The organism is Streptomyces sp. NBC_01317 (genome assembly GCF_035961655.1).
Classification (GTDB): Bacteria; Actinomycetota; Actinomycetes; order Streptomycetales; family Streptomycetaceae; genus Streptomyces.
Genome location: NZ_CP108393.1, coordinates 5125535 through 5145027, shown reverse-complemented (window position 1 = coordinate 5145027; position 19493 = coordinate 5125535). Strand labels below are relative to the sequence as shown.

General features: G+C 71.9%; 17 protein-coding genes and 1 riboswitch. Of the genes, 1 reads left to right on the top strand and 16 read right to left on the bottom strand.

Annotated features, from left to right (window positions below; genetic code table 11):
- Window positions 1-29: 29 nt before the first annotated feature.
- The 15 genes from OG349_RS22315 to OG349_RS22245 all read right to left on the bottom strand — a co-directional run bounded on the left by OG349_RS22315 (window position 30) and on the right by OG349_RS22245 (window position 17639).
- The gene (locus tag OG349_RS22315; protein WP_327236292.1) at window positions 30-1349 is read right to left on the bottom strand and encodes a cyclopropane-fatty-acyl-phospholipid synthase family protein; all 1320 of its coding nucleotides are present in this window, start codon (window positions 1347-1349) and stop codon (window positions 30-32) included.
- A gap of 276 nt (window positions 1350-1625) precedes the next feature.
- Window positions 1626-3011: an NAD(P)/FAD-dependent oxidoreductase gene (locus OG349_RS22310; protein ID WP_327236291.1), complete on the bottom strand. Its 1386-nt coding sequence runs from the start codon at window positions 3009-3011 to the stop codon at window positions 1626-1628.
- Between the two features lie 319 nt (window positions 3012-3330).
- The gene (locus tag OG349_RS22305; protein WP_327236290.1) at window positions 3331-4305 is read right to left on the bottom strand and encodes a Ppx/GppA phosphatase family protein; all 975 of its coding nucleotides are present in this window, start codon (window positions 4303-4305) and stop codon (window positions 3331-3333) included.
- Complete coding sequence (locus OG349_RS22300; protein WP_327236289.1) at window positions 4302-4883, bottom strand: DUF501 domain-containing protein; 582 nt, start codon at window positions 4881-4883, stop codon at window positions 4302-4304. Before OG349_RS22300 ends, OG349_RS22305 begins: the two co-directional genes overlap by 4 nt.
- A 39-nt stretch (window positions 4884-4922) precedes the next feature.
- On the bottom strand, window positions 4923-5396 hold the full coding sequence (locus tag OG349_RS22295; protein WP_327236288.1) for an FtsB family cell division protein: 474 nt from the start codon (window positions 5394-5396) through the stop codon (window positions 4923-4925).
- 126 nt (window positions 5397-5522) lie between these two features.
- Complete coding sequence (eno, locus tag OG349_RS22290) at window positions 5523-6809, bottom strand: phosphopyruvate hydratase (RefSeq protein ID WP_161311171.1); 1287 nt, start codon at window positions 6807-6809, stop codon at window positions 5523-5525.
- Between the two features lie 298 nt (window positions 6810-7107).
- Window positions 7108-7791, bottom strand: coding sequence for a transglycosylase family protein (locus OG349_RS22285; protein WP_327236287.1), 684 nt, complete (start codon window positions 7789-7791; stop codon window positions 7108-7110).
- A gap of 4 nt (window positions 7792-7795) precedes the next feature.
- Window positions 7796-7991: riboswitch (cyclic di-AMP (ydaO/yuaA leader) on the bottom strand.
- 310 nt (window positions 7992-8301) lie between these two features.
- Window positions 8302-9291, bottom strand: a complete 990-nt coding sequence (locus tag OG349_RS22280; RefSeq protein ID WP_327236286.1) for a transglycosylase family protein — start codon at window positions 9289-9291, stop codon at window positions 8302-8304.
- Between the two features lie 181 nt (window positions 9292-9472).
- Window positions 9473-10714 carry a cytochrome P450 family protein gene (locus OG349_RS22275; protein WP_327236285.1) on the bottom strand — a complete coding sequence of 414 codons (1242 nt, stop codon included), beginning with the start codon at window positions 10712-10714 and terminating at the stop codon, window positions 9473-9475.
- Between the two features lie 42 nt (window positions 10715-10756).
- On the bottom strand, window positions 10757-11770 hold the full coding sequence (locus tag OG349_RS22270; protein WP_327236284.1) for a nucleoside triphosphate pyrophosphohydrolase: 1014 nt from the start codon (window positions 11768-11770) through the stop codon (window positions 10757-10759).
- Between the two features lie 201 nt (window positions 11771-11971).
- Window positions 11972-12628 carry a SurA N-terminal domain-containing protein gene (locus OG349_RS22265; RefSeq protein WP_327236283.1) on the bottom strand — a complete coding sequence of 219 codons (657 nt, stop codon included), beginning with the start codon at window positions 12626-12628 and terminating at the stop codon, window positions 11972-11974.
- A gap of 99 nt (window positions 12629-12727) precedes the next feature.
- The gene (locus OG349_RS22260) at window positions 12728-13147 is read right to left on the bottom strand and encodes a GtrA family protein (RefSeq protein ID WP_327236282.1); all 420 of its coding nucleotides are present in this window, start codon (window positions 13145-13147) and stop codon (window positions 12728-12730) included.
- Window positions 13147-14676, bottom strand: coding sequence for a serine/threonine-protein kinase (locus tag OG349_RS22255; RefSeq protein ID WP_327236281.1), 1530 nt, complete (start codon window positions 14674-14676; stop codon window positions 13147-13149). The genes OG349_RS22260 and OG349_RS22255 overlap by 1 nt, the downstream gene beginning before the upstream one ends.
- A complete protein-coding gene (locus OG349_RS22250; RefSeq protein ID WP_327236280.1) occupies window positions 14673-15356 on the bottom strand; it encodes a hypothetical protein in 684 nt (227 codons plus the stop codon). The genes OG349_RS22255 and OG349_RS22250 overlap by 4 nt, the downstream gene beginning before the upstream one ends.
- Before the next feature lie 177 nt (window positions 15357-15533).
- Window positions 15534-17639 (bottom strand): N-6 DNA methylase, encoded by a 2106-nt coding sequence (locus tag OG349_RS22245; protein WP_327236279.1) that lies wholly within the window; start codon window positions 17637-17639, stop codon window positions 15534-15536.
- Between the two features lie 172 nt (window positions 17640-17811).
- Between OG349_RS22245 and OG349_RS22240 the strand changes: the two genes are divergently transcribed.
- The gene (locus tag OG349_RS22240) at window positions 17812-18609 is read left to right on the top strand and encodes a hypothetical protein (protein ID WP_327236278.1); all 798 of its coding nucleotides are present in this window, start codon (window positions 17812-17814) and stop codon (window positions 18607-18609) included.
- A gap of 12 nt (window positions 18610-18621) precedes the next feature.
- Here OG349_RS22240 and OG349_RS22235 read toward each other — a convergent pair whose 3' ends face one another.
- Complete coding sequence (locus OG349_RS22235; protein ID WP_442806289.1) at window positions 18622-19437, bottom strand: HNH endonuclease family protein; 816 nt, start codon at window positions 19435-19437, stop codon at window positions 18622-18624.
- Window positions 19438-19493: the final 56 nt, after the last annotated feature.

The window sequence follows — 19493 nt, the reverse complement described above, 5'->3', positions numbered from 1 at the left end:
GTCCCCGCGCTGTGTCAGTGCCCCCTGTGTCAGCGCCAGTCGCGGGCGCGCAGCGGCATCCCTGACGCGCCGTTCTCCGGAGGCCGTACGGCCAGGATCTGGTTGACCCCGATCCGGTTGGTCTCGAAGGAGAGGGCGGACGCGGCCATGTAGAGCCGCCACACGCGGGCGCGGCCCGGGGAGGTGGCGCGGACCGCGCGGTCCCAGTGCTTCTCCAGGTTGGCCACCCAGCGGCGCAGGGTCAGCGCGTAGTGCTCTCTTATCGACTCGACGTCACGGGCCTCGAAGCCGGCCTCCTCCAGGGTGGCGACGGTCCGGCCGAGCGGGGCCAGTTCGCCGTCCGGGAAGACGTACGCGTCGATGAAATCGTCTATGCGGTACTCGTCCTCGTTCTTCTCCGGCCGGCGGGCGATCTGGTGGTTGAGCAGCCGCCCGCCGGGCTTGAGGAGGGCGTACAGATCGTCCGCGTACTCGCGGTACTGGACCGAACCCACGTGTTCGGCCATGCCGATGGACGAAATGGCGTCGTACGGACCGTCCTTGACGTCCCGGTAGTCCTGGACGCGGATGTCCACCAGGTCCGCGAGCCCCTCCTCCGCGATCCGCTCGCGCGCGTACGCGGCCTGCTCCCGGGAGAGGGTGATGCCGGTGACCCGGACGCCGTACTCGCGGGCCGCGTGCAGGGCCATCGAGCCCCACCCGCACCCCACGTCGAGCAGCCGGTCCCCCTTCTTGAGCGCGAGCTTGCGGCAGACGAGGTCGAGCTTGTCGCGCTGCGCGTCCTCCAGGCTGGTGCCGGCGTCGGGCGCGCCGCCGGTGCCGGGGCCCGCGTCCCAGTAGGCGCAGGAATAGACCATGGACGGGCCGAGGACCATGGCGTAGAAGTCGTTGCCCACGTCGTAGTGGTGGCTGATGGCTTCCTTGTCACGGCGCTTGGTGTGCGTCGCGCCGTGCCGCCGCCTGATCTCCTCGGGGGGCGGGGCGGGCGGCGGCCACGGCCCCGCGATCGCGACCAGCCCGCGGGCCGCGGCCCGCATCCGGGGGTCCAGTACGGGATGGACCGCGTCCTTCGCGTCGGCGCCGCGCTCCCAGATGATCCCGGCGAGCTGCTCCAGCAGCGCGTACAGGTCGCCGTCGACGTCGATCTCACCGGCCACCCAGGCGCGGGCCAGGCCCATTTCGCCGGGCTTCCACAGGAGTCGGCGCAGGGCCCGGCGGTTGCGGATGATGAGGACGGGTGCGTTCGGGGGGCCCGACTCGCTGCCGTCCCAGGCACGGATACGGACCGGGAGCGGCGCCCCCAGCAACTCTTCGGCAAGAGTGGTCAGCCGCGGCGCGGCGTCGGCCATGGCGTACACCTCCGTGGTGGTGGATACCGGACATACACAACACCACGTAAACACCGGAGGCGGTCACTTGCAGTCCCGACAGCACGCAATGAGAAGGCAAAATACCTGCATTCACCATGCACTTTGTTCCGGTTGTACCCGGCCGGGGCGGGGTGACCCACCGGTCAGGGGCGGGGCACGTACCGACCGGACCGGGCCAGGACACGGTGAAGGGCCGCCCGCACCACGGATGGCGGGCGGCCCTTCACCGGGTCGCAGTCGTACCGGCGCCGCCGGTCAGGAGGCCTTGGCCTTCTCCTGCGCGGGCTGCGGGGCAGCGGCCGCCGGGGCCGGCTTCGCGGCCTCGTAGAACTCCTCGCGCGGCGTCTCCATGGCGCCCAGCGAGACGACCTCGCGCTTGAGGAACATCGCGAGCGTCCAGTCGGCGAAGACCCGGATCTTGCGGTTCCAGGTCGGCATCGCCATGCCGTGGTAGCCACGGTGCATGTACCAGGCCAGCCGGCCCTTGAACTTGATCTTCACCTTGCCGGCGACGATCATCGCGACGCCCTTGTGCAGGCCCAGACCGGCGACCGCGCCCTTGTTGGCGTGGCTGTAGTCCTTCTGCGGGAAGCCGCGCATGCCGGACATCACGTTGTCGCCGAGGACCTTGGCCTGCCGGAGCGCGTGCTGCGCGTTCGGCGGGCACCAGGCGTTCTCCACGCCGGCCTTGCGGGCGGCGATGTCCGGGACCTGCGCGTTGTCGCCGGCGGCCCAGATGTAGTCGGTGCCCTGGACCTGGAGCTTCTCGCTGGTGTCCACGTGGCCGCGGGGGCCGAGCGGGAGACCGTAGCGGGCGAGCGCCGGGTTCGGCTTGACGCCGGCCGTCCAGACGATCGTGTTGGAGTCGACCTCCAGGCCGTTGTTGAGCACCACATGACCGTCGACGCAGGAGTCCATGCCGGTCTTGAGGTAGATCTCGACGCCGCGGCCCTCAAGGTGCTCCTTGCCCCACGTGCCCAGCTTCGGGCCGACCTCGGGGAGGATCTTGTCGGCGACGTCGACGAGGACGAACCGCATGTCCTCGCGCGTGACGTTCGAGTAGTACTTGGCCGCGTCGCGGGCCAGGTCCTCGACCTCACCGATGGTCTCCGCGCCGGCGAAGCCGCCGCCCACGAAGACGAAGGTCAGCGCCTTGCGGCGGACCTCCTCGTCGGTGGTCGAGTCGGCCTTGTCCAGCTGCTCCAGCACATGGTTGCGCAGGCCGATGGCCTCCTCGATGCCCTTCATGCCGATGCCCTGCTCGGCGAGGCCGGGGATCGGGAAGGTACGGGAGACCGCGCCGAGCGCGACGACCAGGTAGTCGAAGGGCAGCTCGTAGGCCTCGCCGACGAGCGGCGCGACCGTGGCGACCTTGCGGTCCTGGTCGATGGTCGTGACCCGGCCGGTGAGCACCTCCGCCTTGGGCAGCACGCGTCGCAACGGGACGACGACATGCCGGGGCGAGATGCTGCCGGCGGCAGCTTCGGGGAGGAAGGGCTGGTACGTCATGTACGAGCGAGGGTCGACAACCGTGACGGTCGCCTCCCCGTAGCGCATCTTCTTCAGAATGCGACGAGCTGCGTACAGGCCTACGTACCCACCGCCTACAACGAGGATCCTGGGACGCTCCGTGGTGCTCATGCCATCGAGTATCCACCCCCCTCGGAGGGGGTGCTCGTGAGCCCCTTCACAAGGTGTTGGGTACCCCGTGCTACACTGCGCGGCCGCCTTACCGGGAGGCCCTTTTCCGGCACCGTACCGGAGGGGTGAGTGAGGCCTTGTTCACCCCCCGTGAGCTGCCCCTCTCCCTCTTACACGGAGTGGACCACCCCTCGGGTTCATGCGCGTGTAACGCCCCCGGAACTGTGTCGCATTGAGGTCCGGGGACCCTGTTCGGCCACCGGACGGCCCTACGGAACACGAAGAGCGCCCAAGCGAGCCGTTTTCCTTGTGAAGAACTTCACGAAGTTTCTCGCGGGCCTCTCCGCGCGGCTCCCCGGACGTCCGCCGCGACGCCGTGGGCGATGCCGTCGAGGATGTCGTGCTCGCTCACGACGACCTCCGTCGCGCCGGTCCTTTCCATGATCACCAGGAGGATCAGGGAGCCCGCGCCGATCACGTCGACCCGGCCCTCGTGCATCACCGGGATCGCCGCCCGCTCGTCGTGCGTGGCGCGGAGAAGGCGCTCGGTGATCTCCTTCACCCGCGCGAAGGGGATACGGGAGCGGTGGATCGCGGCGGAGTCGTACGCGGGCAGGTCCAGCGCGATCCCGGCGACCGTGGTCACCGAACCGGCGAGCCCCACCAGCGTGCGCGGCTCCTCCAGCGGGACGCTCTCCCCCGCCAGGTCCAGGGCCGCCTCGATGTCGGCCCTCATCGCGGCCACCTCGGCGGCCGTGGGCGGGTCGCTGAGGACGCCGTCGTGCAGGAGGTGCCGCTCGGTCAGCCGTACGCAGCCGATGTCCACGGACCGTCCCGCCCTGACCCGGTCGTCGCCGACGACGAACTCCGTCGAGCCGCCGCCGATGTCCACGACCAGGCAGCTGTCCCGGACCTCCAGCTCGTTCGTGGCGCCGGTGAAGGAGAGGGCCGCCTCCTCGTCGCCCGTGACGACCTCGGGCTCGACACCCAGGATGTCCAGGACCCCGCGGACGAAGTCGTCGCGGTTCTCGGCGTCGCGCGAGGCGGAGGTCGCCACGAAGCGGACCCTCTCCACCGCGTGCTCCGCGACGACGGCCGCGTACTCACGGCAGGCGGCGAAGGTGCGCTCCAGCGCCTCGGGGGCGAGCCGGCCGGTCCTGTCCACGCCCTGGCCCAGCCGGACGATCCTCATCCGCCGGTCCAGGTCGGTGAGTTCGCCCGTACCGGGATCGATGTCCGCGACGAGCAGGCGGATCGAGTTCGTACCGCAGTCGATGGCCGCGACCCTGGTCACGCGGGACTCCCGTCGCTGGGCCGGCTGTCCTCGGCGGTGGGCCGGTCGTCTCCCGGGGTGGCCCCGCACGGCGTCACGCACGGGCCCTTGCGCCACCACTCCGGCAGCATCGCCAGCGCCTCGTCCCCCAGCGGGTTCACGCCGGGGCCCGCCGCCAGCGAGTGGCCGACCAGGACGTGCAGGCACTTCACCCGGTCCGGCATGCCACCGGCGCTGGGGAAGCCCTCCAGGACCTCGATGGCGTCCCGGCGCGCCAGGTAGTCCTCATGGGCCTTGCGGTACGCGGCGGCCAGCCCGGGATCGGTCGCGAGGCGCTCGGACATCTCCTTCATGACGCCGTTCGCCTCCAGCGTGCCGATGGCCGAGGCCGCGCGCGGGCAGGTCAGGTAGTACGTCGTCGGGAAGGGCGTGCCGTCGGGGAGCCGCGGGGCGGTCTCGACCACGTCCGGCTGTCCGCAGGGACAGCGGTGCGCGATGGCCCGCAGCCCGCGGGGCGGGCGGCCCAGCTGTTCCTTGAAAGCCGCGACGTCCGCCTCGGTGGGCTCGGTGCGTTCGGTCTGCGGAGGGGGCGTGTCCATGCCTGCCTAGGTTCTGCGTCGAGTGTGACGTGTCCGGTGTTACGTGTCCGGGCGGTCCGCGTTGTCCACACTGTCCAGCACGTTCGAGTACCAGGGGCGGTCGGCCGCGCCCTGGTCCTCGCGTTCCTGGCGCGCCGCGTCCGGGTCGATCATCGTGTAGCCGGTGTCCCCCGGCATCAGGTAGTGGAGATGCTCGCGGGCCAGCCGCTCGATGTAGGCGTCGTCCTGGAGACGCGCCTTCTCGTCGCGCAGCTCCTCCACCCGCTGCCGCGCCTCGCGCGAGAGCCTCTCCTGGTCGGCGATCTCGTTCTGCTGCGACACGTACTGCCGCATCGGATAGGCGAGCGCGACGACCAGCGTGCAGACGACGAGGGCGAGGAAGGCCGCGCGTCCGGTGAGCCGGGAGCGGCGGGCCTGGCGGCGGTTCTGCGAGCGGTAGACACGGGCCGCGGTCTGCTCTCCGAGCACCCGCAGCCTGGTCGCGGTGGAGAACCGGTCCCGGTTCCCGGCCATGGTCCGCCTCCCCTGTCACGTACGTACGTCCCCGGACACGGTACGGGACCGGGGACGGGGACGTACGGACGACGGGCTGGTCGGCGCCTGCCGACCGGCGCGGTCGGAGGGCGCCGGGCGGCGCGGTCAGCCCTTGAAGCGGGGGAACGCGCTGCGGCCGGCGTACACCGCGGCGTCGTCGAGGATCTCCTCGATGCGCAGCAGCTGGTTGTACTTGGCCACGCGCTCCGAGCGGGCGGGCGCGCCGGTCTTGATCTGGCCGCAGTTGGTGGCGACGGCGAGGTCGGCGATGGTGACGTCCTCGGTCTCGCCGGAGCGGTGGGACATCATGCACTTGAAGCCGCTGCGCTGGGCCAGCTCGACGGCGTCCAGCGTCTCGGTGAGCGAGCCGATCTGGTTGACCTTGACGAGCAGGGCGTTGGCGGAGCCCTCCTCGATGCCGCGGGCGAGGCGCTCGGGGTTGGTGACGAAGAGGTCGTCGCCGACGATCTGGACCTTGGAGCCCAGCTTGTCGGTGAGGACCTTCCAGCCGGCCCAGTCGTCCTCGTACAGCGGGTCCTCGATGGAGACCAGCGGGTAGGAGGCGACGAGCTCCTCGTAGTACTCGGTCAGCTCGGCGGCGGAGCGGGACTTGCCCTCGAACTCGTACTTTCCGTCCTTGTAGAACTCGGACGCGGCGACGTCGAGCGCGAGCGCGATGTCGCGGCCCGGCGCGTAACCGGCCTCCTTGATGGCTTCGAGGATGAGGTCGAGCGCGGCGCGGTTGGAGTCCAGGTTCGGCGCGAAGCCGCCCTCGTCGCCGAGGCCGGTCGACAGGCCCTTGTCCTTCAGGACGCGCTTGAGCGTGTGGTAGACCTCGGCGCCCCAGCGCAGGGCCTCGGAGAAGGACTCCGCGCCGATCGGGGCGATCATGAACTCCTGGATGTCCACGTTCGAGTCGGCGTGCGAGCCGCCGTTCAGGATGTTCATCATCGGAACGGGCAGCAGGTGCGCGTTCGGGCCGCCGAGGTAGCGGAAGAGCGGCAGGTCGGAGGCCTCGGAGGCGGCGTGCGCGACGGCGAGGGAGACGCCGAGGATGGCGTTGGCGCCGAGCGACGACTTGTCCGGGGTGGCGTCCAGGTCGAACATCGCCTGGTCGATGAGGCGCTGCTCGGTGGCGTCGTACCCGACCAGCTCCGGGCCGATCTGCTCGATGACGGCGAGGACGGCCTTCTCGACACCCTTGCCCTGGTAACGGTTGGGGTCACCGTCGCGGAGTTCAAGGGCCTCGAACGCACCGGTGGAGGCACCGGAGGGGACAGCAGCACGGCCGGTGCTGCCGTCGTCGAGGCCGACCTCGACCTCGACCGTGGGGTTGCCTCGGGAGTCGAGGATTTCCCGGGCTACGACGACGTCGATGGACGGCACGAGCATCTCCTTCATGGGATGTGACGCTTTGGGTGCGGGGCCGCTCGGCCGCGCGACACGAGCCTAACCGGCCCCGGGCCGTCGGCAGGCCGGTGCCCGCCCGCTGGGACGAAATGAAGACGTCATCCTGATGACACGGGGGCGAACGGGCCCGCGGCCGGAACGTGGAAACCCCGGCCCGCGCGCGTACGGGGGAAGAACGCGCGGGGCCGGGGTGGTCCGGGGTGGGGCCACGAGGGGGGACGGACGGCCCCGGGGGAGAGCGGATCAGCTCACCGGGCGGCTCGGCTCAAGCCCGCCGGGCTCAGCTCAGGTGGAGCTGCTGGCCCGGGAAGATCACGTCCGCGTCGGTGACGATGTCCTTGTTCAGGTCGAACAGCTTCTTCCAGCCACCCTTGACGTGGTGACCGGCGGCGATCTTCGACAGGGTGTCGCCGGACTTGACCTTGTACTCGCCGTCACCCTTCTTGATCGTGGTGGGACGGCTCGCACCGCGCGAGGCCGGCTGCTCGGCGCTGCGCGTGGACGGCGCGGACTGCTGCTGCGGCGCGGACTGCTGCGGCTGCGCGGCGGGCTGCTCGGCCGGCTGCGACGGGGCGGCCGGGGCGGAGTCGTTCGAGGCGCCGGAGAGGCCCACACCACAGCTCGGCCACGCGCCCTTGCCCTGGCCCGCGAGGACCTTCTCGGCGACGGCTATCTGCTGGGACTTGGAGGCCTGGTCGGCGCGGGCGGCGTAGGCGGTGCCGCCGTACGCGGCCCAGGTGGACGGGGTGAACTGGAGGCCGCCGTAGAAGCCGTTGCCGGTGTTGATGGACCAGTTGCCGCCGGACTCGCACGCGGCGACCTGGTCCCACTCGGCGGTGGTCGCGGCGGAGGCGGACGTGGCGCCCAGCAGCGGGACCGCGACGGCGGCACCGGTCACCCCGGCGAGCGTGGCGTAACGGACGGCCTTGGACGGACGGCGGTGCTTGGCCTTGGAACGCAGCATGAAGCTATCTCCTCACCGACGCCTGCGAGGTCAGCTGTCGGGTTCGGGCCAAGTGAGTTGCCCGGCCGCGTGCCAACAGGGGCCTCCCGGCCCTCGCTGTACGCGGCTTCACCCCGAGCCGGTCGCCGGACGTCTCTCGACGGCCGGGGCCGGCACCTAACCTGTGGGTCCCCCGCTCCTGCCTTCGGCGCTTGACGCGACGACTACTCCCCCCGACCGACGGCAGGATTCGGCGTGACGGTCGACGGGGCCCGCGGTGCGAGCGGTTCAGACCGTAGACACAGGTCCACCCGATGTCCAAAGAGCCCGATCAGGGAAAAATCGCCCGAACTCCCCTGTGTTCCGTCCGTGTTTTCGCAGGTGAGGGCCGAAAACGTGCCACCTGGGGGCCAAAGGTCCCCTGTTGAGACAAAGAGACCCTTGTCTCACTTGCGCAGAAGTGGACATAGGGTCTCCAACCGCCCCCGGAAGCGGACCGGGGGCGGACCGGGGGCGGACCGTCAACTGCCCCTACTTCACGCTGAGATCAACGGTCTGGCCAGGCAGGATGACGTCGGGGTCGGAGCCGAGCGCGTCCTTGTTCGCCTCGTAGAGCGCGGACCAGCCGCCCTCGACGCCGTTCTCGTCCGCGATACGCCACAGACAGTCACCGGGGCGGACGACGTATTCGCCGTCGGGGGTGCCGGCGACGTCGGCCGTCACGCCTTCCGCGTCACGTGTCACCCCGTCACCTCGGGAGGCGTGACGCCCGGATTCACGCTCTTCGCCCGAGTTGTCCGGCGTGAGGCCGGTCGCGCCGGGGCTCGCCGGGTCCTCGGGGGCCGCGCCGCCGCGGTGCTTGCCCTTGACGGTGTCCGTGGTGGCTCCGGAGGAGGGGGTGGCCGAGCGGGAAGGCCTCGGGGTGCCCGCGTCCGTGGCGCCGCTCTCCGTACCGTCACCGCCGTCCCGTTCGCCGCCCGCGCTCCTCGCGCTGCCGGAGGGGGTGCTGTCGGGGCTGGTCGGGGTGGTGTCGGAGCCTTCCGCCCGATCCGTGTCCGACTCGCCGCCGGAGTCGGTGGACGCCTCCGGGCTCGCGGACTCCTCGACCGTCCCGGGAGCCGCTCCGGGGTCGACCTGGGGCTCCTCCGTGTTCTTCAGGAGTCCGGCGACGGGCGCGCAGCTGGCCCACGCCGACGGGCCCTGGGCGTCGAGGATCTTCTCGGCGACCGCTATCTGCTGCGAGCGGCTGGCGAGGTCGGGGCGGGTCGCGTAGTCCCCGCCGCCGAAGTCGTCCCAGGTCTCCTGGGCGATCTGGAGTCCGCCGAAATAAGCGTTGCCGAGGTCCGCGCTCCACGCGCCCCCGCTCTCGCAGTCGGCGACGCGGTCCCAGGTGGAGGCGTCCGCCGCGCTGGCGGAGGTGGCGCCGAGCAGGGGAATGGCGATCGCGGAGCCGGTCACCCCCGCCGCGACGATGAGAGCGGGCGCCTGGCGGGGGCGACGGTGTCGGCCGTTCGCGGACATGCGGTTGCCTTCCGTGTGCCGTACGACGCAGGGAGCGTCACACGTGAAATCGACTACAGCGTGTGGCTGCTGAGCTGTCGGTGAAGGTAGCCGGACTCGAACGCTTGTCACAAGTCGATGCAGGGGAGATCACGTGAAAGTCACAATCCTGACGGTCCGTCAGCCATTTCAGGGCTGTAAGTCAGCTGGGCAAAGGCGTGAACTGCACCGGAAGTGTGCGCAATCCACGCATGATGAGCCCTCCCCGCCACCGCAAATCAGCCGGATCTCCCGCAAGTCGCACGTCGGGCAGGCGTGTCAGCAGCGTGCCGAGCGCGGCCTGTCCTTCCAGCCGGGCGAGCGGCGCCCCGACGCAGTAGTGGATGCCGTGTCCGTAACCGAGATGCTGGTTGTCACGCCGTGCGAGATCCAGCCGGTCCGGATCCTCGAACCGCGCGGGGTCCCGGTCGGCCGCCGCGAGGACAACAAGGACGGGATCGCCGGTCGCGACCGCCTGCCCGCCGAGCGTCAGCGGCTCGGTGGCGTACCGCCACGTCGCCAGCTCCACCGGCCCGTCGTACCGCAGCAGTTCCTCGACGCCGGTCGCCAGCAGGCCGCTCTCCCCCGCGTCGAGCGACGCCTGGAGCAGCGCGCGCTGCTCCGGGTGGCGCAGCAGCGCGTACATACCGTTCCCGATGAGGTTGACAGTGGTCTCGAACCCGGCGAAGAGGAGGATGAAGGCCATCGCGGCGGCCTCGTTCTCGGTGAGGTGCTCGCCGTGGTCGCTCGACCGGATCAGGTCGGAGATCAGGTCGTCGCCGGGGTTCTCCCTCTTACGGTGGATGAGTTCGGCGAGATAGTTCCGCATCTTCTTGACCGACCGCGCGACGCCGCCGCGCGGGCCGCCGCCGTGGCGGATCATCATCCCGGCCCAGTCCCGGAAGTCGTCCTGGTCCTCGCGTGGCACCCCGAGCAGATCGCAGATCGCGTAGATGGGGAGGGGGAAGGCGAAGTCGTGGATGAGGTCCGCCTCGCCCTTCGCCGCGAAGCCGTCGATGAGACGGTCCGTCAGCTCCTGCACGCGTGGCGCGAATTGAGCCACGCGGCGGGGGGTGAACGCCTTGGACACGAGCCGCCGCAGCCGGGTGTGGTCCGGCGGGTCGATGTTCAGCAGATGGGTCATCAGCTCGGCGTTGCGCTCCCCCGGAATCCCCGTCCTCCCCTTGGCGTGCGCCGACCCGGCGTGGTGGACGGGGTTCTTGGAGAGCCGGGGGTCGGCGAGCGCCCGCTTGGCGTCGGCGTACCGCGTGACGAGCCAGGCCTCCACGCCGCTGGGCAGCTCGGTCCGGTAGACGGGCGCGTGCTCGCGCAGCCAGGCGTAGGCGGGATAGGGGTCGGTGGCGAACTCCCAGGTGAAGAGCTCGGGCACATCGGGGGTGGACATGCCCTGACAGTAATCGGGGGTGGTCGGGGCGGTGCGTACGGGCTATTCGGTGAGGCCCTCCGCCGCGCGGATCGCGTCCCGGTACGTGCGGGCGGCGGCGCGCAGGGCCGTCTCCGGGTCGGTGCCGGTGCGCTCCGCCTCCATGGCCAGGGCGAGCAGTTGGTAGCCGATGCCGTCGCCCGCCGGGGGCGGGACGTCCAGTCCCGCCGTACGGACCCGGCCCGCGAGCTTGGCCGCCAGGGCGAGTCCTGGCTGGCCCAGCGGGACGCCGTCCGTGACCGAATCGCGCTGCTTCTCGATCGCCTTGGTCCGCAGCCAGTGCGCCTTGACGTCCTCGGGGGTCTCGGCGGTCTCGTCGCCGAAGACATGGGGGTGGCGGTGGATGAGCTTGTCCACGAGCGTGCCCGCGACGTCGTCGATGGAGAACGGCTCGATGTCGTCGTCCAGGCCGTCCTGGGCGATGCGGGCGTGGAAGACCACCTGGAGCAGGACGTCCCCCAGCTCCTCGCGCAGCTCGTCGCCGTCGCCGTCCTCGATCGCCTCGACCAGTTCGTACGCCTCCTCGATGCCGTACTTGGCGAGGCCCTGGTGCGTCTGGACCGACGACCACGGGCATTCGGCGCGGATGCGGTCCATGACCTGGACGAGGTCGAGGAGCCGGGCGCCGGGGAGGTCGTACGAGCCGGGGAGCAGCTCCAGGTCCGGCATCTGGACGCGGCCGGAGCCAGCCAGGCGGGCGAGGCCGTCGGTGAGGACGGTGTCCGTGCCGTCGCCGCCGGCGGTTGGCAGGACCACGACCGTACGGCCGCCGGTGCACTCCTCCACCAGCTCCTGGGCGGTGGGCGCGGTGTGCTCGACGGTGACGCCGGCCTCGCGGAGGTACGGGAGCTGGGGGTGCGCGGGGTCCGCGCAGAGGACCCGGTCGGCGGCGTGCAGGGTCTGCCAGGCGGGCCAGGAGAGGAGGCCGGGGGCTACGCGGTGGCTGGCGGTGAGCAGCACGATGCGGCCGGGGGCCGCGGTGTCCTGGTCGGTGGGCGCGGGGGGTTCTTGGGTCACCTCTTGAACCTACCTCCGGTGCGGGCGGGGCCCGCCGGGCGGGCGGGTCCTCAAGCGCCGGACGGGCTGGGGGTGCGGCGGGTCGTGCCGGAGCCGCCCGGCGGGCGGGTTGTCCTCAAGCGCCGGACGGGCTGGAGTGGTGCGGCAGGTCGTCCACGCCCGCCCGGCGGGTGGGTGTCCTCAAACGCCGGACGGGCTGGACTACGCGTCCGTCGGTTGTTCCTGCGGGGCCTCTTTGGTCACCTGGGTGATCCATGGGGTCTTCGCGTCGCCCAGCTGGACCTTGCTGTTGTCCCAGCTGCCGTAGCGCGGGTTCACGTCGATGCTCAGCTTCTTGGACGTCGCCGCGAGGCCCGCCACCAGCTTCTGCTGGCCCTGCGGGGTCATCGAGTCCGCGCCCAGCGCCGCGCCGACCTTCGTCAGCAGGACGTCACGGCGGATCGCGTCGTCGAGCTGGTCCGGGGTGACCGCGCCCTGCTGGAGGGCCAGCGCGAGGAACTGCTTCTCGCCGCCGGACTGCGCGACCGCCTGCTGCCGGGCCGCCTGGATCTCCTTGCGGCTCACCGTCACGTCGGCGTCGTCCGCCGCCCGCTGGAGGACGCGGTCGAAGATCATGCCGTTCAGCTTGATCTGGCTGAGCCGGCCGGTGTTCTTGATGAGTTCGGCCGACTGGGGCGACGCCTCCTGGGCGGTGCGGACGTCCCGTACCGCTCCCTGGAGGGTGGACACCTCGATCCGCTGCCCGCCGACCACCGCCGCGGCCCCGGGATGGGCGTCGCTGCCGCAGGCGGTGAGCAGGGGAGCCGCGGCGAGGAGCGCGACGGAGAAGGAGAGCGCGGTGCGACGGCGGCGGTGCAAAGGGAGCCTCCCGGCGTGATTGTGCGGCGATGCACAAGGCCTTGCAGTGATCGATGTTAGGCAGTCCGCGTGGCAGGGGCCACTGGTTCGACCAACGATTCACCGGGAGATTGGGGTGCGCCCCGCCGGAGAAGTCGATTCCGGGTCCCGGTCGGGGCGGAGCATGATCGCGCGGGAGACCACAAAAGTGATCGGCACGGCCGCGCCCGCGGCGCCCAGCGGGGCGTAACGGCTGCTGAGGCGCAGCACGTCCACCAGCAGGTAGACACCGCTGGTGGTGATCACGAAGTTCGCGGCGTTGGTGAGCGGGAAGAGCACGAACTTCCGCCAGGTCGGGCGGGTCCGGTAGGTGAACCGGCTGTTGAGGAAGAACGAGCCGACCATGGAGAGTGTGAACGCGATCACATGCGCGGCGACATACGGCAGCCGGGTCAGCAGGAGCAGGTAGAGGGCGTAGTAGGTCCCGGTGTTGACCACTCCGACCAGGGCGAACCTGATCAGCTGGCCGCGGAGCGTCATCAGGCGCCCCGGAACTGCTGCTGGTGTTCGAGCGCGCGCCGCAGTTCGGCGGGGAGCGGGTGGTACGGGCCGTACGCCCGCTCCGTGTCCCACAGCAGGCTCTGCAGCTGCCGCCGCGCCGCCGCGTGATCGCCCACCGCGAGCAGCAGGTGCCCGATGCGGTGGCGGATCTCGAAGGTCCGGCCCGCGTCGCCGCCCGGCTGTCGCATGCTTTCGTAGTACGGCACCAGCGCGCGGTACTCCGCGAGCGCGGCGGCGGCCTCGCCGAGCTGTTCCAGGCACTGCGCGGCCTCGTACCGGAACTGGAGCGCCTGCGGGTCGCCGGCCCCCGCCTCGGCCGTCCTGTCGTCGGCGAGGCGGCGCAACTCCGGGAGGGCGCGCCGGTACTGGCCGTCGTCCAGCAGGGTCGACGCGTACTGCTTGCGCAGGATGCGGACCACCGGGGAGTACTCGCCGTGTTCCGCCGCGGCGGCGGGCAGGATGCCGCCGAGGATGTCCACGGCCTGCGTGATGCTGCCCTCCCCCAGCAGCCGCTTCACCTCGTCCACCGCCGCGGCCACGTCCGGCCGTTCGGCCGGGACGGGCGCCTGCTGGGTCACCGGCGGGGACGGCACGGTGGTGGCCCGGTCCGGCCAGGGGGCGTGCGGGCGCAGGAAGGGGCGGGTCGGGTCGAGCGGGCCCGTGGGGCCGCCCCGGGCGGGCAGGAGCGGGACGAGGTGTTCGTACACCTCCTGGGCACCGGCGGGGCGGTGTTGCGGGTCCTTGGCGAGCAGGCGCAGCACGATGCGCTCCAGCTGCTCGGGCACCTCGGCCCTGAGCCGGCGGATCGGCACGGGCGCCTCGTACAGATGGCGGTGCAGGACCCCGAGGACGGTGGAGCCCGCGAAGGGCACGTTCCCGCTGAGGAGTTCGTGGAGGAGCACGCCGAGGGCGTAGAGGTCGGTGTACGGGCCGACGGCGCCGCCCATCGCCTGTTCGGGCGCCATGTAGGCGGGGCTGCCGATGGGCGAACCGGTGTGGGTGAGGCGGGTGGTGTCGGTGTCCAGGACGGAGGCGACACCGAGGTCGAGGACCGTGACCGTACCGTCGGGCCGCACCATCACGTTCCGCGGCTTGAGGTCGCGGTGGACGATGGGCACCGCGTGTACGGCGCCGAGGACGGAGCAGAGCTGGGCGGCGACGGAGACGGCCCAGGGCCAGGGGTACGGGTCGTGCTCGGCCAGGTGGTCGGCGAGGTCCGCGCCCTCCACGTACTGCATGACCAGGTACAGGTCGTCGTTGTCGCCGCCCGCGTCGTGGACGGTGACCAGGCCGGGGTGGTCGACCTGGGCGGTGACCCGGCACTCGCGGACGAAGCGGCGGCGCATCTCGTCGGCGCCGCTGGCGGCCGTCATCCGGTCGGGGCGCAGGAGCTTGACGGCGACGCGGCGGTCGAGCCGCTGGTCGTACGCGGTCCAGACCTGGCCCATGCCGCCCTGTCCTATGACCGTGGACAGCTCGTAACGGTCCGCGATGACCCGTCCGTTCACCGGCCTTCCTGGCCCTTGCCCTTGCGCAGGAGGTCGCTCAACTCGTCCAGCTCGGCGCGCACCTGGTCGATGCGGGGGTGGTCGGTGGTGCGCGGGAGATCGGAGGTGCGGGGCAGATCGGAGGTGCGCGGGCCGTCCGTGCGCGACGGGTCCGGGTGCGGGGTGTCCGTACGCGCGAAGTCCGCGGGGTGGCCGTGCGCCGGGGGTACGGCCGGGGGCGGCGGGACGTGCGGGCGCACGGCGGGCGGCGGGGTGGCCGTACCCACCGGGGGGTAGCCGTAGGCAGCCCGCGGCGGGACGGGCAGCGGCGGCACGGGCTGCGGGAAGGCCGCTTGGGCGTCACGCCGCCTGAAGTGCGCGATCTCCGCGTACAGGTAGTAGGCGAGGACGGAGACCGCGGTCGCCAGGAGCAGACCCACGCCGACGTCCGACTGGGTGGCCGTCAGGTTGTCGGTCTCGTCCGTCCCGATCAGCCCCACGCTGAGGACGAGCACCGCGACGGTGAGGATCAACAGCGCCCAGTTCAGGCCCTTGCGGGTGATGATCGCGAGCCGCAGCATCGGCGCCCAGGCGAGGAACCCGCAGCTGAGGACAGCGGCCAGCGCGAAGAACACACGCAACACGATGACCGCGGATCCGTCTCGCGGTTGCTGCGGCGGCACGTAGCCGTGGCCGTGCATCACTGCTCCTGAAGGCCTGGGGACGAGGCGGAACCCGCTGTACGGGGACGAGCGTATACAGCGACGGTGACACACCGCCCCCGGGTTGCGCGGAACTGGTACCGCATCGACAACTCCTCCCCGAACCGGGCCCGTACAGGCCCTTACCGGCCACGGAACGGATCCGCGGCCGTTGGTTCAGCCGGGGTCGACGCTGCCGTCCGTCAGGCCGTCGTGAAGCCCTCGGACCAGCTGTTCCCCCAACTGTCCCGCGAGCCTCACCGCATCCTCGAAGGCGGCCAGCGCGCGGAAGCGTTCACCGTACCGCCGCTGGTCGGTGAGCGGGAGCCTGGGCAGGCGCAGACGCCGTACGTCGAGCCGGGTGGCGGTGGAGGCGTAGCTGCTCGCCCGGCGGTTGTTGGCCGTGCCCCGCAGGAATCCGGCGAGGAACCAGGGGTCGAGGGCGGCCGGATCCGGCCGCAGCAGCTGGAGGTTGCGGCCGAGGGCGGCTCCGGCCGTCGCGGCGTCGACCACGCGCACCACCGCGCCGCCTCCTAGGACGGGGACGACGACATCCCCTTCCTCGGTACGTACGGGCTCCTCGGGCGGGCCTTCGGGGAGGGCGCCGGAGGGGGCGCGGCCGGCGAGGACGTCCTGTTCGGTGAGGACGGGGGTGGGGGCGGCGGACGGGGTGGGGGCGGCGGTGCCTGTGCCTGCGCTTGTGCCTGTGCCGCCCGCGTGGAGCACCAGGGCTCCGGCGCGGGCGAGTTCGCCGACGGTGACGGTGACGGCCGGCAGGGGGGCCCGGTCCGCCTCCCCCGCGCCGTCCGCCGCCCTGACGGCCGGCGGGACCAGGTCGTGGGTGCGGCGCAGGGTGTCCGTCAGCCGTTCCCGTACGAGGGCGAGTTCGGCGGTGCCGCTCGCGGCGGCCGGGGGCGGGAGATGGCGGGCCGGGGCCAGGTCCACGTCGTCGTCCAGCAGCTCGATGACGGACACCGCGCCGCTGACGCCGGGCCGCTCCTCGACCGTGCCCTGCCGCTCGAAGGCTCCCCAGGCGTCCAGGACCGTGCCGTGGACGGCGGACCAGTCGAGGGTGTCGCGCCCGCCCCCGGGGGCGGCGAGCCCGGCGGTGTCGACGAGGAGCAGCTCGGGCGGGGGCCGGTCGCCGGCTGCGGGCCTGCGCAGGACCCAGAGGTGGAGCGGGATGCCGTACGGGGGCGCGGCGCCGGCCGGCAGGGCCACGACGGCCCGCAGGGCGCCGCGCCGCAGCAGGTCGGCGCGGATGCGGCGGCCGGAGCGGCGGGAGGCGGCGGCGGGCGGCATCAGGAGGACGGCGGTGCCGCCGGGGCGCAGGCGGGCCAGGGCGTGCTGGACCCAGGCCAGTTCGGACTCCGTACGGGCGGGGAAGCCGTACTCCCAGCGCGGGTCGTAGGCCAGCTCGTCGTGGCCCCAGTTGCGCTCGTTGAACGGCGGGTGGCAGAGGACGGCGTCGACCGCCAGGCGGGGGAACGCGTCGGCGCGCAGGGTGTCGCCCGCGTGTACGCGCACGTCGGCCTCCGTATGAAGGGCGACGCGCAGCGCGGTGAGCGCGGCGGGCTCGGGCACGGCCTCCTGGGCGTACAGGGCGGCCGGGTGCGGGACGGCGCGCAGCAGCGTGCCGGTGCCCGCGGCGGGGTCGAGCACACTCACACCCTCGGCGGTGGCGCCCGCCAGCGCGGTCATGAGGGCGGCGGCTTCGGGCGGGGTGAGCGTGTACTGGCGGGGGTTGGCGTCGAGGTAGCGGCCGAGCAGGAACTCGAACGCTTGGCGCGCGCCGAGGTCGGCGGCCAGTTCGGCGGCGGAGCGCAGCAGGGGCACACGCGAACGCATCTCTTTGGTGCCGGGGGTGTGAACCGGTCTGTCGCCCTGTTCGCCGAGGCGGGCGGTGAGGACGTCGTCCAGGGCGGCGGGCAGCAACTCGGCGAACCGCACGTCACTGGCGGCGGCCAGCTCCAGCCAGACCATGGGGCGCTCGTGGACGAGGAGGAGGGCGCAGCCGGTACGGATCAGGGCGGAGGCGGCGCCCGCAGGGTCGCCCGAGACTTCCTGCCAGACGCGTTCGCGCAGCGGGACCTCGGCGAGTTTTCCCTGGTCGCGCAGCCATTGTTCGACCTCGCCGAGGGCGAAGGACGGGCTGGTCTCGGTGCCTCCGACGGGCTGGGGGAAGTCGCTGTGGCGGCGGCGCCAGTTGCTGACGGCGGCCCTCCCGACGCCGGCGAGCCGGGCGATTCCGGCGGCCGTGACCTCCGCTGCGCTCTCCGGCACCTGGCTGCCTCCCTCACCCGCACGGCTGTCGTGTCGGACCGAGCATAGCGGCGCGCAGCCCTTCGTACGGATTCATGTGGTGGACGTTGCTGATTCCGAGAATCGTGGTTGACTCGGTTCACAGCATCTGTTGTCATTGACTCATCGCCACACAACTTTCCCGGAGACCACCATGCATGTCCTTCTCTCGACCCGCGCCCGCCGTGGCGCCCTCGCCGCCCTCTGCGCGGCCGCCGTCCTGACGCTCCCGGCCTGCGGAACGGGCTCGGGCGGCGACAACAGCCCGGCGAAGAAGTCCGCCAAGGCCGCGAAGGCCGAAAAGAAGCCCGCGCCCTTCGCGGACCAGTCCGGCCCCGAGGTCATGGACCAGGCCTTCGCGGCGACCCGCGCCGCCACCTCTCTGACCCTCAAGGCCGACATGCCCGACCCGGAGGGGCGCGTCGCCGTCGATGTGGCCCTCGACAAGAAGGGCGACTGCGCGGGCACGATGTCGATGAACGGGCAGGGCACGGTGACGCTCACCAAGACCGGCTCGACCGTGTACATGAAGTACGACGAGGAGCTGCTGCGGGCGCAGGGCAAGGGGCAGCCGAAGGCCGAGGTGGACGCGGCGGTCGAGATGCTCGCCGACCGGTGGATCAAGGCCGACGCCAAGGAGCCCGACGCCAAGGACCTGGTCGGCTTCTGTGACCTGGACGAGCTGCTGGCCGCGTTCGAGGGCGGCGACAACGTGGCCCGCAAGGGCCCGGTGAGCACGGTGGACGGCCGGCCGGCGCTCACGCTGACGGAGACGGACGGCTCGTCCGACTACACCGTGCACGTCGCGACGGAGGGGAAGCCGTACCTGCTCAAGGTCGCCTGGACCGGCAAGGAGGAGGGGACCATGGCGTTCTCGGAGTTCGACCGCCCGGTCGCGGCGGAGATCCCGGCCGACAAGGACGTGGTGGACCTGGCGAACCTGGACGGCTGACGACCGTCCGCGTCAGCCGCCGCACTGACGGAGCATCACCTTCTTGTCCGCCGCCGTCACGGGCAGTTCGTACTTGAGCGAGACCTGGGCGAACCGCACCACGTACGAACAGCGGATCCGCTTGTCCGGGGGCAGCCAGGACGCCGGGCCCGAGTCCGACTTGGATCCGTTGGTGGGGCCGTCCACCGGGATGAGGTTGAGCGGGTCGTTGGCGATCTGCTTGCGCTTGTCCTCGTCCCAACGGGCCGCGCCCATCTGCCAGTCGTACGACAGCGGCATCACATGGTCGATCTGCACCTTCGACGCGGACTGCTTGCGCCACTCGATCGTCTTGCCGGTGTACGGGTCCCGCAGCGTCATCGAGACGACGACGCAGTCGGACCCCGACCGGTACTTCAGCCGCTCGCCGTCCCGGGCGAGCAGGTCGTTCCTGGTGTCGCAGCCGTTGTGCGCGAAGGGCACCCCGTCGGCGGAGTCCAGCCAGGCGTAGCCGAACTTGTCGCGGTCGTAACCGGTCTTGGGGCCGCGCCCCTTCGTCTTCACCCGGTCGATGAGCTTGCGGCCCGCGCTCCTGTCCGCCTCCGACGTGAGGGGAGCGAGGCCGCGCTTCGTCCCGTCGGGGTTCTTCAGCGGGCCCGCGCCGGAACCGCCCGAGCCCGAGCCCGAGCCCGAGCCCGCGTCCGAGCCCGGGTCCTGTGCCCCGGCCGACGCGGCCGGCCCCGGGTCGATGCCGATCCCGCCCTCGCACCCGCCGAGGACGGCGACCGCCAGCACCACGGCCCCACCGCGCAGGCCTGCCCGCGCCACCCGTACCCCACGTCCGTTCACGCCCGCACCCTACGCTTCCCGCCGGCCGGCCCGGCAGGAGACGTATGCCCCCGATC

What these genes read in the sequence shown, in the direction of transcription:
- OG349_RS22315 (WP_327236292.1), bottom strand. Translation starts at nt 1,349, where the DNA reads ATGGCCGACGCCGCGCCGCGGCTGACCACTCTTGCCGAAGAGTTGCTG.
- OG349_RS22310 (WP_327236291.1), bottom strand. Translation starts at nt 3,011, where the DNA reads ATGAGCACCACGGAGCGTCCCAGGATCCTCGTTGTAGGCGGTGGGTAC.
- OG349_RS22300 (WP_327236289.1), bottom strand. Translation starts at nt 4,883, where the DNA reads ATGGACACGCCCCCTCCGCAGACCGAACGCACCGAGCCCACCGAGGCG.
- OG349_RS22295 (WP_327236288.1), bottom strand. Translation starts at nt 5,396, where the DNA reads ATGGCCGGGAACCGGGACCGGTTCTCCACCGCGACCAGGCTGCGGGTG.
- eno (WP_161311171.1), bottom strand. Translation starts at nt 6,809, where the DNA reads ATGCTCGTGCCGTCCATCGACGTCGTCGTAGCCCGGGAAATCCTCGAC.
- OG349_RS22285 (WP_327236287.1), bottom strand. Translation starts at nt 7,791, where the DNA reads ATGCTGCGTTCCAAGGCCAAGCACCGCCGTCCGTCCAAGGCCGTCCGT.
- OG349_RS22280 (WP_327236286.1), bottom strand. Translation starts at nt 9,291, where the DNA reads ATGTCCGCGAACGGCCGACACCGTCGCCCCCGCCAGGCGCCCGCTCTC.
- OG349_RS22275 (WP_327236285.1), bottom strand. Translation starts at nt 10,714, where the DNA reads ATGTCCACCCCCGATGTGCCCGAGCTCTTCACCTGGGAGTTCGCCACC.
- OG349_RS22260 (WP_327236282.1), bottom strand. Translation starts at nt 13,147, where the DNA reads ATGACGCTCCGCGGCCAGCTGATCAGGTTCGCCCTGGTCGGAGTGGTC.
- OG349_RS22250 (WP_327236280.1), bottom strand. Translation starts at nt 15,356, where the DNA reads ATGCACGGCCACGGCTACGTGCCGCCGCAGCAACCGCGAGACGGATCC.
- OG349_RS22240 (WP_327236278.1), top strand. Translation starts at nt 17,812, where the DNA reads ATGCATGTCCTTCTCTCGACCCGCGCCCGCCGTGGCGCCCTCGCCGCC.